Below are 12,595 nucleotides of genomic sequence, written 5' to 3'. Positions count from 1 at the left end.
CACGATTGTCGCCCATATCGGTAACTATCCAGAAATCAGTGTGAAACTGTTCCAAGGCAGGAAACGATGAAACGGTATACGAGTGAAATGGAAACAGAAGTGTTGAGCCTTGTGCTGCGCGAGCGTGGCCTTGCCGTGTCCGAGCGTGAGTGGAAACATCGTTTGCGTGGCTATGGCTACGCAATTCGGGACACGGCCGAAGGCCGGATGGTAACCTCGCTTCTGCGCGGTGCGCCGGTATGTGCCCTGCCGTCCCGCGTGGCCTGATCCTTCGGGGTCGGACCACGCCCCTCTGAGGTATCGCAATCGACAGGCCGGGCAGGGCCTTCGGGGCCATGCCCGGTGCGATTGCCCGGTTCAGGTTCAGGCCGCCCCGTCGGCATACCAGTCGTCGATGATCTGCGCGGCTTCCTGCGCGGTCTCGACGAAGCGGAACAGCTCCAGATCCTCGGGGCTGATCGTTCCGGCATCGGCCAGGGCCTCCCAGTTGATGATCTTGCGCCAGAATTCCCCGCCGAACAGCAGGAACGGCACCTTGTTCATGCGGTCGGTCTGAATCAGCGTCAGCGCCTCGAACATCTCGTCCAGCGTGCCGAAACCGCCGGGGAACACGCAGATTGCCTTGGCGCGCATCAGGAAATGCATCTTGCGGATGCCGAAATAGTGGAAGTTGAAGCACAGCCCCGGCGTGACATATTCGTTCGGGGCCTGTTCGTGCGGCAGCACGATGTTCAGCCCGATGGACGACCCGCCCGCGTCGTCCGCGCCGCGATTGCCCGCCTCCATCACGCCGGGCCCGCCCCCCGTGGCCACGACGTATTCACGCCCGTAGCTCGCCATGGATTTCACCGTGATCATGCGGGAAAACTCGCGCGCCTCGTCATAATAGCGCGACAGATCCGACAGCGTTTCGGTGCGGGCGCTGTCCTTCTTCGACGGCTCGGGAATGCGCGCGCCCCCGAACAGCACGACGGTGCTTTCGATGCCGCGTTCGTTCAGGATCATCTCGGGCTTGAGCAACTCCAGTTGCAGCCGCACCGGGCGCAATTCGTCGCGGCACAGGAAATCCGAATCGGCAAAGGCCAGCCGGTAGGCCGGGGCGCGGGTCTGCGGCGTGTCGGGCACCTGCTCGGCGGTGCTGCGGTCGGAATGGGCGTCGCGGAACTGGCTGTTGCGGTCGTCTTTCATCACTCACACATCCTTTGCTGACGGTTCTGAAACAGGCGTACCGGGTTCGCCCTCGCTTGACCAGTCAGCCGCGTTTGATACGGTTTACATGGCCCATCTTGCGGCCCGGTTTCACCTCGGCCTTGCCGTAAAGATGCAGCGCCGCGCCGGCTTCCCCGGCGATGTCCGGCACGCGGTCCATGTCCTCGCCGATCAGGTTCTCCATCACCACGTCGGCATAGCGGCTTCCGTCGCCAAGCGGCCAGCCCGCCACCGCGCGGATGTGTTGCTCGAACTGGTCGATGGCGCAGCCCTGCTGCGTCCAGTGGCCCGAATTATGCACCCGCGGCGCGATCTCGTTCACCACCAGCCCTGCGGAGGTGACGAACAGTTCGACCCCCATGGCACCCACGTAATCCAGCTTGTTCAGGATCTGCGCGGTCAGCAGCACCGCGTCGGTGCGTTGCGATGCCGTCAGGCGGGCGGGAACGGTAGTGGTGCGCAGGATGCCGCCCTCGTGCACGTTTTCGCCGGGGTCGAAACAGGCCACGTCGCCCGCGATGTTGCGCGCGCCGATGACCGAAACCTCGTGGCTGAACTCCACGAACCCTTCCAGTATCGCGGATTGCCCGGCCATGTCGGCCAGTGCCTGCGCGGCATCGGCCTCCGACAGGATGCGCGCCTGCCCCTTGCCGTCATACCCGAAACGCCGCGTCTTGAGGATTGCGGGCAGGCCGATTTCGGCAATTGCTTCGGCCAGGTCCTCTTCGTCGTCGACAGCGGCGAAAGGGGCGGTTTTCAGGCCGAGATCGCTCAGAAACGCCTTCTCGGTCAGCCGGTCCTGGCTGATGCGCAGGGCCGTGCGACCGGGGCGCACGGGCTTGCCCAACCCGTCCAGCAGATCCAGCGCCGAGGTAGGGATGTTCTCGAATTCGTAGGTCACCACATCGACGGCCCCGGCAAACCGGCGCAGGGCGTCTTCGTCGTCGTAACCGGCCTGGATGTGCTCATGCGCCACGTGGCTGGCGGGGCAATCGGCGCCGGGTTCGAAAACGCAGGTCTTGAAGCCGAGCCGTGCTGCGGCAACCGACAGCATGCGGCCCAGCTGGCCGCCGCCCAGAATACCGATGGTGGCGCCGGTGGTCAGGTGTTCAGTCATCTTGGGGCTCATCCGGGATCGAGGCCGACAGGGCGGTGCGCCAGTCATCCAGCCGCGTCGCCAGCGCAGGGTCGCCATTGGCCAGTATACCCGCCGCCATCAGCCCGGCATTGGCCGCGCCCGCCGCGCCGATCGCCATGGTGGCCACCGGGAAACCCTTGGGCATCTGCACGATGGAATACAGGCTGTCCACGCCCGACAGCGCCTTGGTCTGCACCGGCACGCCGATCACCGGCACACGGGTTTTCGAGGCCATCATGCCGGGCAGATGCGCCGCGCCGCCCGCGCCCGCGATGATCACATGCAATCCGCGCTCCACCGCCGTCTTGCCGTAATCCCACAGCCGGTCCGGCGTGCGATGCGCCGAGACGATGCGCGCCTCATACGGTATATCCAGCTCATCGAGGATCGCCGCTGCTTCGCGCATGGTCGGCCAGTCCGACTGACTGCCCATGATGATACCGACTTTGACGTTGCCCATCTGTCATTGGCCCCTTTCGTTGGAGCGCGCACTATACCTGTCGCGCGCCGCGACGCAATCAGACTCAGGCGATGATGTCGGGATATAGGCGGTCTTCGATATAGGCGATCATGTCCTTGAGCCGCAGCTTGCGCTGCTTGAGCCGTTTGATGGTCAACGGATCGCCCGACCCCTTTTCATGCAGGGCCGAAATCGCCTCGTCCAGATCACGGTGCTGGCGGCGGAATTCCTCCAGTTCCACGCGCAGCACATCGTCCGATTTCATGGACAGATCGGCGAAAGCGTTCATTTCGGTGATTCCTCTCTGGAGGTCGGGCACACAGAATAGCCCTTTTCGCATCGATGGCAAAGCCCTTGCACGGGCCACGGGCGGCCCCCATATTCCCACTGTCGGGTTGCCGAAACGGGGCCCGGCATGGACTGTCGCTTTGATGAAGGACGTGTCGATGACAAAATTGACGCTGGGGTCGCATCCCTACATGCTGGGGTTTGAACAGCTTGAGCGTATGCTGGAACGCAGCGCCAAATCGGGAAACGAAGGCTACCCGCCGTTCAATATCGAGCAGACCTCGGAGAATTCCTATCGAATCACGCTCGCCGTGGCCGGGTTTGCCGAAGACGATCTGTCGATCACGGTCGAGGACCGCCAGTTGGTGATCCGTGGCCGCCAGGGCGATGACGTCGATAACCGGATCTACCTGCATCGCGGCATTGCCGCGCGCCAGTTCCAGCGCTCTTTCGTGCTGGCCGATGGTGTCGAGGTGGGCGAGGCGATCATGGAAAACGGTCTGCTGCATGTGGACCTGACCCGCGCCCAGCCCGAGCCGGTGGTGCAGAAGATCAAGATTAACAAGGGGTAACAGATATGGAAACAAGATACGATTTCGGCGCCGATCAGGGCCGCCCCATCGTCTATGTCCGGCCCGTGAACGTGGCGGACCTTCCCGAGGACATGCGCGAACAGGCCATGGGCAGCGAGACGCTTTATGCGCTGCACACGGCGGATGGCGAGCGCCTCGCGCTGGTGCGCGACCGCAGGCTGGCTTTCGTGCTGGCGCGCCAGAACAACATGGACCCGGTGACCGTCCACTGATCCGCCGGGACGATCCCTGAAACTCCGATGCGGATGCGGCCCGGCAGGTCAGTCCTGCGCGGGCCATATCCCGTAACGCGTGGTCAGCTCGTCAAGGCAGGCGATATTCGCGCTGTGCCGTGACCGTCCGCCAATCGCACTGTCCTGAAGCGCCGGACCATCGTCATGGGCCAGCCGCATCGCCTGCCGCGCCGCCGGTACGGCCCGGATCGCGATGCCTTGCCGGGCCAGTTGCCCCGACAGCCATATATCGTCCACCGGCCACGCCGTTGGGGGCGGGTCCATGTCCGGCCCGCTCAGCCAGGCAGGATCGGCGCAAACCCCGGCAAACCCTTGCGCAATCTCGACATGCGCAGGCGTCGGGGCCGATCCCCGCCGCCGCAGCCTTGCCACCCCATAGCCCTGCCCGGTCGTGGCCTCGCGCGCTGCGGCCCCATCCAGCAACGCCGCCGCCCATCCCGGCCCCATGATCCAGTCGTCATCGCACCATATCATCCGCTTGACCTGCCCCGCCAGCCGCCGCGCGGGGGGCAACGCCTTGGTGGCGGGCCCGAGATCGGTGTCATGCCACAGCAGGCCCACCCCTTCCGGCAGGGGCGGGGGCGTGACCGGGCCGGGAAAGCGCGCATAGCGGCGTGGCAGGCACAGGATCACGCGCACCGGGGCAGGGCGCTGCGCCAGCAACGCCCGCAGCACCGGCACCAGCCGGTCGAACCGGGACGGGATCGAGGTCAGCGAAATCGCGTACATGCCGCGACGCTTAAAAGAAAACGGGCCACCCCGGCAAGGGCGGCCCGTTTTCTGTTTCATATCGTCCGACAGGCTGAAATACCCGCCGTCTGGAGCGCTGATCAGCCCGCGATCAGGCCCATCTGCTCCAGCTTCAGGATCACCTGATGGGCGCAGTTGTCCACATCCACGTTCTCCGTCTCGACGCTCAGCTCGGGGTTCTGGGGCACGTCATAGGGATCGGAAATCCCGGTGAATTCCTTGATCTTGCCCTCGCGCGCCAGCTTGTAGAGCCCCTTGCGGTCGCGGCGTTCGCATTCCTCGAGCGAGGTGGCGACATGCACTTCGACGAAGGCGCCGTATTGCTCGATATCCTCGCGCACGGCGCGGCGGGTGGTTGCATAGGGCGCGATCGGCGCGCAGATTGCGATGCCGCCGTTCTTGGTGATTTCGGACGCGACATAGCCGATGCGGCGGATGTTCAGATCGCGGTGCTCCTTCGAGAAGCCCAGTTCCGAACTCAGGTTCTTCCGCACGATATCGCCATCCAGAAGCGTCACGGGACGGCCGCCCATCTCCATCAGCTTGACCATAAGGGCGTTGGCGATGGTCGACTTGCCCGAACCCGAGAAGCCGGTGAAGAACACGGTAAAGCCCTGCTGGCTGCGCGGCGGCCTTGTGCGGCGCAGTTCGGCCACCACCTCGGGGAACGAGAACCAGTCGGGGATTTCCAGACCTTCCTGCAAGCGGCGGCGCAGTTCGGTGCCCGAGATGTTCAGGATCGTGACATCGTCCTTGTCCTTGATCTCGTCCATGGCCTCGTACTGGGCGCGTTCCTGCACATAGACCATGTGTTTGAAATCGACCATCTGGATGCCGATCTCGTCCTGATGTTCGCGGAACAGGTCCTGCGCGTCATAGGGGCCATAGAAATCCTCGCCGGCGCTGTTCTTGCCGGGGCCTGCATGGTCGCGCCCGACGATGAAATGGGTGCAGCCGTGGTTCTTGCGGATCAGGCCGTGCCAGACGGCTTCGCGCGGGCCGGCCATGCGCATCGCCAGGTTCAGCAGGCTCATCGTGGTGGTCGAACCGGGGTACTTGTCCAGCACCGCCTCGTAACAGCGCACGCGGGTAAAGTGATCGACATCGCCCGGCTTGGTCATGCCTACGACCGGATGGATCAGCAGGTTGGCTTCGGCCTCTTTCGCGGCGCGGAAGGTCAGCTCCTGATGCGCGCGGTGCAGCGGGTTGCGTGTCTGGAACGCCACCACCTTGCGCCAGCCCAGTTTGCGGAAATAGGCGCGCAGCTCGTTCGGCGTGTCGCGGCTGCCGCGGAAATCGTAATGCACGGGCTGTTGAATCCCGGTGATCGGCCCACCCAGATAAACCTTGCCTGCGGTGTTGTGCAGATAGTTCACGGCCGGGTGTGCCGAGTCGTCGGCACCGAATACCTTTTCGGCTTCGCGCGACTTGTCGGGCGTCCAGCGGTCGGTCACCGTCATGGTGCCCAGAATGACGCCTTCCTGATCGCGCAGCGCGATATCCTGCCCCAGTTCCAGCGTCTCGGCAAAATTTTCCGAGACGTCCAGTGTGATCGGCATCGGCCACAGCGTGCCGTCGGCCAGGCGCATGTTTTCGACAACGCCGTTGTAATCCTCTTCGCTCAGGAATCCCTTGAGCGGGTTGAAGCCCCCGTTCATCAACAATTCCATATCGCAGATCTGACGCGGGGTCAGATCCCAACTGGTCAGGTCGGCGGCTTCGACCTTCAGTTTCTGGGCGGACTCGTAAGAGACATACAGTTCGGGGATCGGAGCCAGATTTTGCTGGGACATCGGTACTCTCGGCTTTCAAGGGTTGGATATCAGATACACGCATAAGATGCGCGGGACGGTTCGGTTGGCCATAGACCTGCAAAGCGGGTGGTTTCAAGGCCGAGTTGGGGCTTTTCGTAATTTGAGGCCATTTTGCAGCGAATATGGTATTAAATGGAAGATTTTCACCCCAATCCGAAAGGATTTGTAAATCTTTCTCCGATCAATATGCGCTATTTGATGCACATCAATGGCGATCGGGCGCCTTGAACTTAGAATAACTACAAACGTGCGAATCCTGCTTGACCAGTCTGGAGGCTAAAATGACATCTATTTGGAAAATCGCGCTTGGAACAGCGTCCGCAATGGCGCTTGCGTCCTCGGCGTCTGCGTCGGAGTTGCGCGATTACGCGCTGGAAATGTTTGCGGCCCTGCCGTCGACCATTCCGGCGCTCAAGGACAACCCCGTGACACCGCAAAAGATCGATCTGGGCAAGGCCCTGTTCTTCGATCCGCGGATGTCAGCGTCGGGGGTGTTCTCCTGTAACTCATGCCACAACCTGGCGACGGGCGGGGATGACAACATGCCCACCTCGATCGGTCATGGCTGGCAGAAGGGTCCGCGCAACTCGCCCACGGTGCTGAATGCCGTGTTCAATGAGGCGCAGTTCTGGGACGGCCGCGCCGCCGACCTGGCCGAACAGGCCAAAGGCCCGGTTCAGGCCGGGGTCGAAATGGCCAACACACCGGCCAACGTGGTGGCGACACTGAACTCGATGCCGCAGTATCAGGAATGGTTCAAGGCCTCCTTCCCGGGTGAGGACGATCCGGTCACCTTCGACAACTTCGCCAAGGCGATCGAGGCCTACGAGGCCACCCTGATCACGCCCGCCCCGTTCGACGCCTTCCTCAACGGCGACGACAACGCGCTGACGGACGAGCAGAAAGAGGGGCTCGCGCTCTTCATGGATACCGGCTGTGCATCCTGCCATAACGGCGTGAACATCGGCGGCACGGGGTATTTCCCCTTCGGCCTGATCGAAAAGCCGGGTGCCGACGTTCTGCCGCCGGATGACCGGGGCCGCTTTGCCGTGACGGAAACAGCGGACGATTCCTATGTGTTCCGCGCCGCGCCGCTGCGCAACATCGACCAGACCGCGCCCTATTTCCACTCCGGCAAGGTGTGGGATCTCAAGGTGGCCGTGGCCATCATGGGCACGTCGCAGCTCGGGACCGAACTGAACGACGATGAGGTGGACAAGATCGTGGCCTTCCTCGGCTCGCTGACCGGAGAGATGCCGCAGGTGACCTATCCTGTCCTGCCCACCGAAACCCTGGATACCCCGCGCCCCACGGGCGAGGTGGTGCCCAACTGATCGCCTGACGATCTGCTGAAACAGGAAACGGCGCGGGATATCCCGCGCCGTTGTCATGTTCGGGGGACCAAGGCAGCGCTCCTTATGTGACGTTGTGTCCTTGGCAGGCCGCGCGCCGCCTCCGGCGGGGATATTTCGGGCAAGAAGAAAGCCCGGATTGCCGTGTTTTTTTTGATAACGTCGCGCTCAGCTTTCCTGTTCGGCGATGAAGCGTTCCGCGTCCAGTGCGGCCATGCAGCCCATCCCGGCGCTGGTGACGGCCTGCCGATAGACATGGTCGGTCAGATCGCCGGCGGCAAAGATGCCGGGCACCGAGGTGCGCGTGCTACCGGGCTCGACCTTGACGTAATCGCCGTGATGCATCTCGACCTTGCCTTTCACCAACTCACTGGCGGGGGCGTGGCCGATAGCGATGAACACGCCCTTGCAGGGGATCTCGGTGCTTTCGCCGGTCTGGTTGTTCCTGACGCGCACGCCGGTCACGCCCTTGGGGTTGTCCTCGCCCAGAACCTCCTCAAGCTCGTGGAACCACAGGGTTTCCACCTTGGGATGCCTGAGCAGGCGGTTTTGCAGGATCTGCTCGGCGCGCAATTCGTCGCGGCGATGGATCAGCGTGACCTTGCTGGCAAAGTTCGTGAGGAACAGCGCCTCTTCGACCGCCGTGTTGCCGCCGCCGATCACCACGATTTCCTGACCCCGGTAAAAGAACCCGTCGCAGGTGGCGCAGGCGCTGACGCCGAAGCCCTTGAACGCCTCTTCGCTGTCCAGCCCCAGCCATTTGGCCCGCGCCCCCGTGGCCAGGATCACCGCATCGGCCGAGTAGGTGGTGCCGCTGTCGCCCCTGGCCACGAAGGGGCGGCTTTCGGTGTCGAGGTCGGTGATGATGTCGCCGACGATCTCGCAGCCCATCGCCTTGGCATGGGCCTCCATGCGAACCATCAGGTCGGGGCCCTGCACCTCGGTATCGCCGGGCCAGTTCTCGACCTCGGTGGTGGTGGTCAGCTGCCCGCCCGGTTCGATCCCCTGCACGAGGATCGGCTCCAGCATGGCGCGGCTGGCATAAACGCCTGCGGTATATCCGGCGGGGCCGGAGCCGATGATAAGGCATTTGGTGTGGCGGGTTTCGGTCATGGCTGAGCTCCCCTCAATTCGATTGCAATCCATATAGACGGCAGCTTGAGCGGGCAAAAGCCCGGACCGTAAATTCTTTGGCAATCAGACATGGAGGGGGTAGGATGACGGCAAGAGTTTTCTAATGGAATTAAAAGGCTGACCATGCAGTTCACGAATTTGACAAAGGCGATTTGCGCTTTCGCCCTGATGGCGGTTGCCGGGCCGGGCGCCGCGCAAGACACATCGGGAGACATTCCCGAAATGCCCTCGCATTGCAGTGTTCAGGACGCCGGAGAAATCATTCAGATCGTTGTGTGCGATCCGTCAGATGTGGAGCAGAAAACGCTTATTGAGGCCGGGCGCGCCGCCTGTGGGCTGGCGCTGCCGTGCGGGGCGTGGGTCTGGACCGATGCGGACAAGGCACCGTTGAAAGCGCCCGCAAATCACGATGGCCTGACTCAGGATCAGATCACTGCATCGAAAGGGGTGTGGGTGGCCGAACAGAAATCGTTCATCTTCATCGACGAAGCGAACTGACTTGGCTTATGCCATGATCGCATGAAAAAACCGCCGCATGATGCGGCGGTTTTCTGTTTCAATGATCCAAACCGGGTCAGGCCGCTTTGCGCTTGCGCCGTGCCACCAGACCGCCCAGGCCAAGGGCCGACAGCAGCAGGGGAAGACCCGCAGGAAGCGGGATCACGCCGTCGCCACCGCCCGTGTCGTCAACGACTTGCCTGACCTTCTTGTCGATGGCGTCGGCAAAGCCCGCAAAACTGCCAACTTTCAGAACAAACCCTTCCTGCGTCGCATTCGGCAGATTGTTCACATCCTCCACAAGAGAACAGCTCGGGCTGGGGCTGGACGATGCCGTATAGGTGCCGGCGTAGCAGGCCGACAAAAGAGTGCCCGTAGCGGCCCCCGATCCGATCGCCTCATAGCTGATTCCGTCGACCCCGGCATCTGACGCCGCTTCAACGGAACTTTGCAAAGATGATGCGCTCGATGCCCCGTCTGTCGCGATATTGAACAGTGTCGTCGCGCCCAGGCCACCGTCCATGCCTGTAAAGAGGTCGGTCAGCCGATTGACGGCCGCGTGGATCGAAGTGCCACCTCCGTTGTAGCTGATACCCTGGATCGTCGTTTGCAGGGATGCTTTGTTGGCCGCCGTTACGATAGTGGGCGTAATGATTGTTGAAGCACTGCTGTCGAAGGTGACCACCGCGATGCGATACTGATTGTCCCCGCCGGTCGGAATGTTGTCGATCGCGGCGGCAAGCGCGTTCTTGGTCGTGGTGAAGTTTCCACTTCCCACCGAGCCGGATTCATCAAGGGCAAAGCCCAGATCGATAATGGCGGCACTGGCGCTTGCGGCGCTCATTGCCAGGCCAACTGCCGTCGCTACAACAAGATTGGTTCTTTTTCTGGTCATGGTTTCAATATCCCCCTTAGGTTCAGGAAATCGTTCTGTTTAAAATTAATGTGAACCCCGGCCCGGCATGACCGGACAATTTATACTTGGTAAACAGGTCTCTTGCGCAGACGCCAACAAATCACTGGGTCCACATTAGTGACACAATGTTACCAGATTTTAATCACATTGATGAACGGATTTTTGTGAATTTTCCGGCGATTGCCCTCGTTAAGGGTCAATTTGTCCATTTTTGCAGGGATTGTTTTCCGTTTGGTTTATGTCTTCTTAACAATATTGCCGAGTTTTGAAATAATATTGCGGGCGCCTGCGGGGTTGTTATAACTTTCCCAAAACCCCCGATTGGAGCGAATCATGCCCGCAACCCGCCTCGATGAGATCGACCGCAAGATTCTGGCCGAGCTTCAGGCCGACGGCCGCATGACCAATGTCGAACTGGCCAAGCGCGTCGGAATCTCCGCACCGCCCTGCCTGCGCCGGGTGCGAACGCTCGAAGAGCAGGGCTATATCCGGGGCTATCACGCCGATGTCGATGCCCGTGAACTGGGGTTCGAGGTGCAGGTCTTTGCCAGCGTCGGCTTGCAGAGCCAGGCCGAATCCGACCTCAACGCCTTCGAGGCGCGCTGCAACGAATGGCCGCTGGTCCGTGAATGCCACATGCTCAACGGCGAGGTGGATTTCATCCTGAAATGCGTGGCGCCCGACCTGTCCACCTTTCAGCGGTTCCTGACCGAGGAACTGACCGCCGCCGACAATGTCGCCAGCGTCAAGACCTCGCTGGTCATCCGCGGGGCCAAGGACGAGCCCGGCGTGCCCTTCGACGTTCTCGAAGACAGGCTCAGCCACTCCGCCTGACCGGACAGCGCGCGCCGTCCGGCACCGGATTCAGGCCATCTGCATGTCTTGCGCGGCGCTCCCGAAGGGCAGGCGCGGATGCGACAGCGCGCCGAACTGGTGCGCTTCGCGGATATGCGGGAAATAGGACAGGAACAGCGACAGCATGTTCTGGCTCATGTGGCGCTCGAACCCTGCGCCGGGGTGATAGCTTTCGAATTCCAGACCGCCCGCGCAGATCGTCGAATGCCGCCGCAGCGCGATGTGGAACACCGTGACCGGATGCGCCGGGGTGATCTCGACCACGCTCATCCCGTCCGCCAGATCGCGCGCCGGGGTCAGCACCTGTTCGCCGCCGAAACTGTCGCGCAGGCCCAGGGGCCGGGACAAAAGCCGCGCGCCGGGGCCGGCCATCACGTCCATCATCGGACGCCCCATGCCAAGGGCGTCGCCCATGATCCGGGTGATCCGCCGGTTTTGCGGAACGGTTCCTTCGGCGTCGGGCACCAGCGTCATCGCCCCGAGCCACAACAACGGCATGGGGCCGTGTTCGCAGGTGACGATCTTCATGCCCGGCAGCAGATCCTCCACCGCGACGGGGCCGGTCGTCGTCTTGATCAGGGTGCCACGCGCAAAGGCGGAAAATGCCGCTTCGAACGGCGCGGTGGCGGGGCCGATATTCTCGGTTTCATGAATCGACCCGTCGTTGCGCAGGCTCAGGATGCGGTACTTCCGCAGCATCTGCCGTTTGCGGACCGTGTCGGTTGCCTCGGACCGGGATTGACCTGTGGCAACAGGGCGCATGGATGGGGCGTGTGCCGCCGGAATACGGGCGGCAAAAGGAGGGGTTGTCATGTAACGTCACCAGTTGGTCGTCACATCCGCGTCGGCCCCCACCGACAACGACAGAAGGACAGATTTCCATTCATGTTGTAATGGACTCAAAGATCGCCGCCATGGGGCCGCGCTGTCAAATTTTCGAGGAAATTGTTTCTTCTGGCAGGGCAATACCTCTGCCAGGCGGGGTTTGTTCCCGTTTGATGGCCCGCTCTGCCACAATTCGGACATCAAGCCATCGAATCGGGCCGCACAGAAGGCGGCCCGCGCCGAGGCGATCCGGGTCAGGCGATCCTGACTTTGCGGCGTGTCCCGGTGACGGAGGCGGCACTGGCGGCGCGGCGCACATCCCGCTGATAGGGCAGGGCCGGCATTTGCTGCTTGCTGGTTTCGATCACCGATTTCATCCAACGCTTTTTCATGGTCGTCCTCATTGTTCTCTGCTCGTCGGGTTTCGTCCCGTTGGGGCAGATACTGTCCTGCGTTTCGGGCCATGATTTGACGGTTGCGAGAAAATCGGCCGGCATTTTCGCCATGATTGTGCCGAAAAGGGGCAAAAC

The 12,595-nt window shown here is 62.3% G+C and carries 16 protein-coding genes; 6 read left to right on the top strand and 10 right to left on the bottom strand.

Annotation, left to right across the window (positions count from 1 at the left end; genetic code table 11):
- Positions 1-66 precede the first annotated feature (66 nt).
- A complete protein-coding gene (locus tag BUB53_RS07685) occupies positions 67-267 on the top strand; it encodes a hypothetical protein (RefSeq protein ID WP_073034135.1) in 201 nt (66 codons plus the stop codon).
- 96 nt (positions 268-363) lie between these two features.
- On the opposite strand, the gene BUB53_RS07680 is transcribed toward BUB53_RS07685, so the two are convergent.
- From BUB53_RS07680 to BUB53_RS07665, 4 genes are all read right to left on the bottom strand, one after another.
- The gene (locus BUB53_RS07680) at positions 364-1,188 is read right to left on the bottom strand and encodes an LOG family protein (protein WP_073034134.1); all 825 of its coding nucleotides are present in this window, start codon (positions 1,186-1,188) and stop codon (positions 364-366) included.
- Between the two features lie 64 nt (positions 1,189-1,252).
- Positions 1,253-2,326, bottom strand: coding sequence for a 5-(carboxyamino)imidazole ribonucleotide synthase (locus tag BUB53_RS07675; protein ID WP_073034133.1), 1,074 nt, complete (start codon positions 2,324-2,326; stop codon positions 1,253-1,255).
- The gene (purE, locus tag BUB53_RS07670; RefSeq protein WP_073034132.1) at positions 2,319-2,807 is read right to left on the bottom strand and encodes a 5-(carboxyamino)imidazole ribonucleotide mutase; all 489 of its coding nucleotides are present in this window, start codon (positions 2,805-2,807) and stop codon (positions 2,319-2,321) included. The genes BUB53_RS07675 and purE overlap by 8 nt, the downstream gene beginning before the upstream one ends.
- Before the next feature lie 64 nt (positions 2,808-2,871).
- Entirely contained in the window at positions 2,872-3,096 is a 225-nt protein-coding gene (locus BUB53_RS07665) for a YdcH family protein (RefSeq protein ID WP_073034131.1), read from the bottom strand.
- 157 nt (positions 3,097-3,253) lie between these two features.
- Between BUB53_RS07665 and BUB53_RS07660 the strand changes: the two genes are divergently transcribed.
- Positions 3,254-3,667 (top strand): Hsp20 family protein, encoded by a 414-nt coding sequence (locus BUB53_RS07660; protein ID WP_073034342.1) that lies wholly within the window; start codon positions 3,254-3,256, stop codon positions 3,665-3,667.
- Positions 3,668-3,672: 5 nt separating this feature from the next.
- Positions 3,673-3,900 (top strand): DUF1150 family protein, encoded by a 228-nt coding sequence (locus BUB53_RS07655; protein ID WP_073034130.1) that lies wholly within the window; start codon positions 3,673-3,675, stop codon positions 3,898-3,900.
- A 48-nt stretch (positions 3,901-3,948) separates the two neighbouring features.
- Here the strand turns inward: BUB53_RS07655 and BUB53_RS07650 are convergent, their stop codons facing one another.
- Both BUB53_RS07650 and BUB53_RS07645 read right to left on the bottom strand, forming a co-directional pair.
- A complete protein-coding gene (locus BUB53_RS07650) occupies positions 3,949-4,650 on the bottom strand; it encodes a hypothetical protein (RefSeq protein ID WP_073034129.1) in 702 nt (233 codons plus the stop codon).
- Positions 4,651-4,751: 101 nt separating this feature from the next.
- Positions 4,752-6,464, bottom strand: a complete 1,713-nt coding sequence (locus BUB53_RS07645) for a bifunctional sulfate adenylyltransferase/adenylylsulfate kinase (RefSeq protein ID WP_073034128.1) — start codon at positions 6,462-6,464, stop codon at positions 4,752-4,754.
- 302 nt (positions 6,465-6,766) lie between these two features.
- Between BUB53_RS07645 and BUB53_RS07640 the strand changes: the two genes are divergently transcribed.
- On the top strand, positions 6,767-7,819 hold the full coding sequence (locus BUB53_RS07640; RefSeq protein WP_073034127.1) for a cytochrome-c peroxidase: 1,053 nt from the start codon (positions 6,767-6,769) through the stop codon (positions 7,817-7,819).
- A 186-nt stretch (positions 7,820-8,005) separates the two neighbouring features.
- Here the strand turns inward: BUB53_RS07640 and trxB are convergent, their stop codons facing one another.
- On the bottom strand, positions 8,006-8,950 hold the full coding sequence (gene trxB / locus BUB53_RS07635) for a thioredoxin-disulfide reductase (protein ID WP_073034126.1): 945 nt from the start codon (positions 8,948-8,950) through the stop codon (positions 8,006-8,008).
- A 144-nt stretch (positions 8,951-9,094) separates the two neighbouring features.
- Here trxB and BUB53_RS07630 point away from each other — a divergent pair, with 144 nt between their 5' ends.
- Positions 9,095-9,469, top strand: a complete 375-nt coding sequence (locus tag BUB53_RS07630; RefSeq protein ID WP_073034125.1) for a hypothetical protein — start codon at positions 9,095-9,097, stop codon at positions 9,467-9,469.
- A 76-nt stretch (positions 9,470-9,545) separates the two neighbouring features.
- Here the strand turns inward: BUB53_RS07630 and BUB53_RS07625 are convergent, their stop codons facing one another.
- Complete coding sequence (locus tag BUB53_RS07625) at positions 9,546-10,364, bottom strand: VWA domain-containing protein (RefSeq protein ID WP_084728997.1); 819 nt, start codon at positions 10,362-10,364, stop codon at positions 9,546-9,548.
- A gap of 354 nt (positions 10,365-10,718) precedes the next feature.
- Here BUB53_RS07625 and BUB53_RS07620 point away from each other — a divergent pair, with 354 nt between their 5' ends.
- Positions 10,719-11,219 (top strand): Lrp/AsnC family transcriptional regulator, encoded by a 501-nt coding sequence (locus BUB53_RS07620; RefSeq protein WP_073034123.1) that lies wholly within the window; start codon positions 10,719-10,721, stop codon positions 11,217-11,219.
- Between the two features lie 30 nt (positions 11,220-11,249).
- On the opposite strand, the gene BUB53_RS07615 is transcribed toward BUB53_RS07620, so the two are convergent.
- Positions 11,250-12,053 carry a Hint domain-containing protein gene (locus tag BUB53_RS07615; RefSeq protein WP_084728995.1) on the bottom strand — a complete coding sequence of 268 codons (804 nt, stop codon included), beginning with the start codon at positions 12,051-12,053 and terminating at the stop codon, positions 11,250-11,252.
- A 266-nt stretch (positions 12,054-12,319) separates the two neighbouring features.
- Positions 12,320-12,457: a hypothetical protein gene (locus BUB53_RS22935; RefSeq protein ID WP_188744981.1), complete on the bottom strand. Its 138-nt coding sequence runs from the start codon at positions 12,455-12,457 to the stop codon at positions 12,320-12,322.
- Between the last annotated feature and the right edge of the window lie 138 nt (positions 12,458-12,595).

This window comes from Roseovarius pacificus, from assembly GCF_900142665.1.
In the GTDB taxonomy this organism is placed as follows: domain Bacteria; phylum Pseudomonadota; class Alphaproteobacteria; order Rhodobacterales; family Rhodobacteraceae; genus Roseovarius; species Roseovarius pacificus.
The sequence above is the reverse complement of the archived record's forward strand: the minus strand, read 5'-3'. Positions and strand labels throughout refer to the sequence as shown.

Bases quoted from the DNA above. Each gene is read 5' to 3' on its own strand.
- BUB53_RS07685 (WP_073034135.1), top strand. From the start codon at position 67: ATGAAACGGTATACGAGTGAAATGGAAACAGAAGTGTTGAGCCTTGTG.
- BUB53_RS07680 (WP_073034134.1), bottom strand. From the start codon at position 1,188: ATGAAAGACGACCGCAACAGCCAGTTCCGCGACGCCCATTCCGACCGC.
- BUB53_RS07675 (WP_073034133.1), bottom strand. From the start codon at position 2,326: ATGACTGAACACCTGACCACCGGCGCCACCATCGGTATTCTGGGCGGC.
- purE (WP_073034132.1), bottom strand. From the start codon at position 2,807: ATGGGCAACGTCAAAGTCGGTATCATCATGGGCAGTCAGTCGGACTGG.
- BUB53_RS07665 (WP_073034131.1), bottom strand. From the start codon at position 3,096: ATGAACGCTTTCGCCGATCTGTCCATGAAATCGGACGATGTGCTGCGC.
- BUB53_RS07660 (WP_073034342.1), top strand. From the start codon at position 3,254: ATGACAAAATTGACGCTGGGGTCGCATCCCTACATGCTGGGGTTTGAA.
- BUB53_RS07655 (WP_073034130.1), top strand. From the start codon at position 3,673: ATGGAAACAAGATACGATTTCGGCGCCGATCAGGGCCGCCCCATCGTC.
- BUB53_RS07650 (WP_073034129.1), bottom strand. From the start codon at position 4,650: ATGTACGCGATTTCGCTGACCTCGATCCCGTCCCGGTTCGACCGGCTG.
- BUB53_RS07645 (WP_073034128.1), bottom strand. From the start codon at position 6,464: ATGTCCCAGCAAAATCTGGCTCCGATCCCCGAACTGTATGTCTCTTAC.
- BUB53_RS07640 (WP_073034127.1), top strand. From the start codon at position 6,767: ATGACATCTATTTGGAAAATCGCGCTTGGAACAGCGTCCGCAATGGCG.
- trxB (WP_073034126.1), bottom strand. From the start codon at position 8,950: ATGACCGAAACCCGCCACACCAAATGCCTTATCATCGGCTCCGGCCCC.
- BUB53_RS07630 (WP_073034125.1), top strand. From the start codon at position 9,095: ATGCAGTTCACGAATTTGACAAAGGCGATTTGCGCTTTCGCCCTGATG.
- BUB53_RS07625 (WP_084728997.1), bottom strand. From the start codon at position 10,364: ATGACCAGAAAAAGAACCAATCTTGTTGTAGCGACGGCAGTTGGCCTG.
- BUB53_RS07620 (WP_073034123.1), top strand. From the start codon at position 10,719: ATGCCCGCAACCCGCCTCGATGAGATCGACCGCAAGATTCTGGCCGAG.
- BUB53_RS07615 (WP_084728995.1), bottom strand. From the start codon at position 12,053: ATGACAACCCCTCCTTTTGCCGCCCGTATTCCGGCGGCACACGCCCCA.
- BUB53_RS22935 (WP_188744981.1), bottom strand. From the start codon at position 12,457: ATGAAAAAGCGTTGGATGAAATCGGTGATCGAAACCAGCAAGCAGCAA.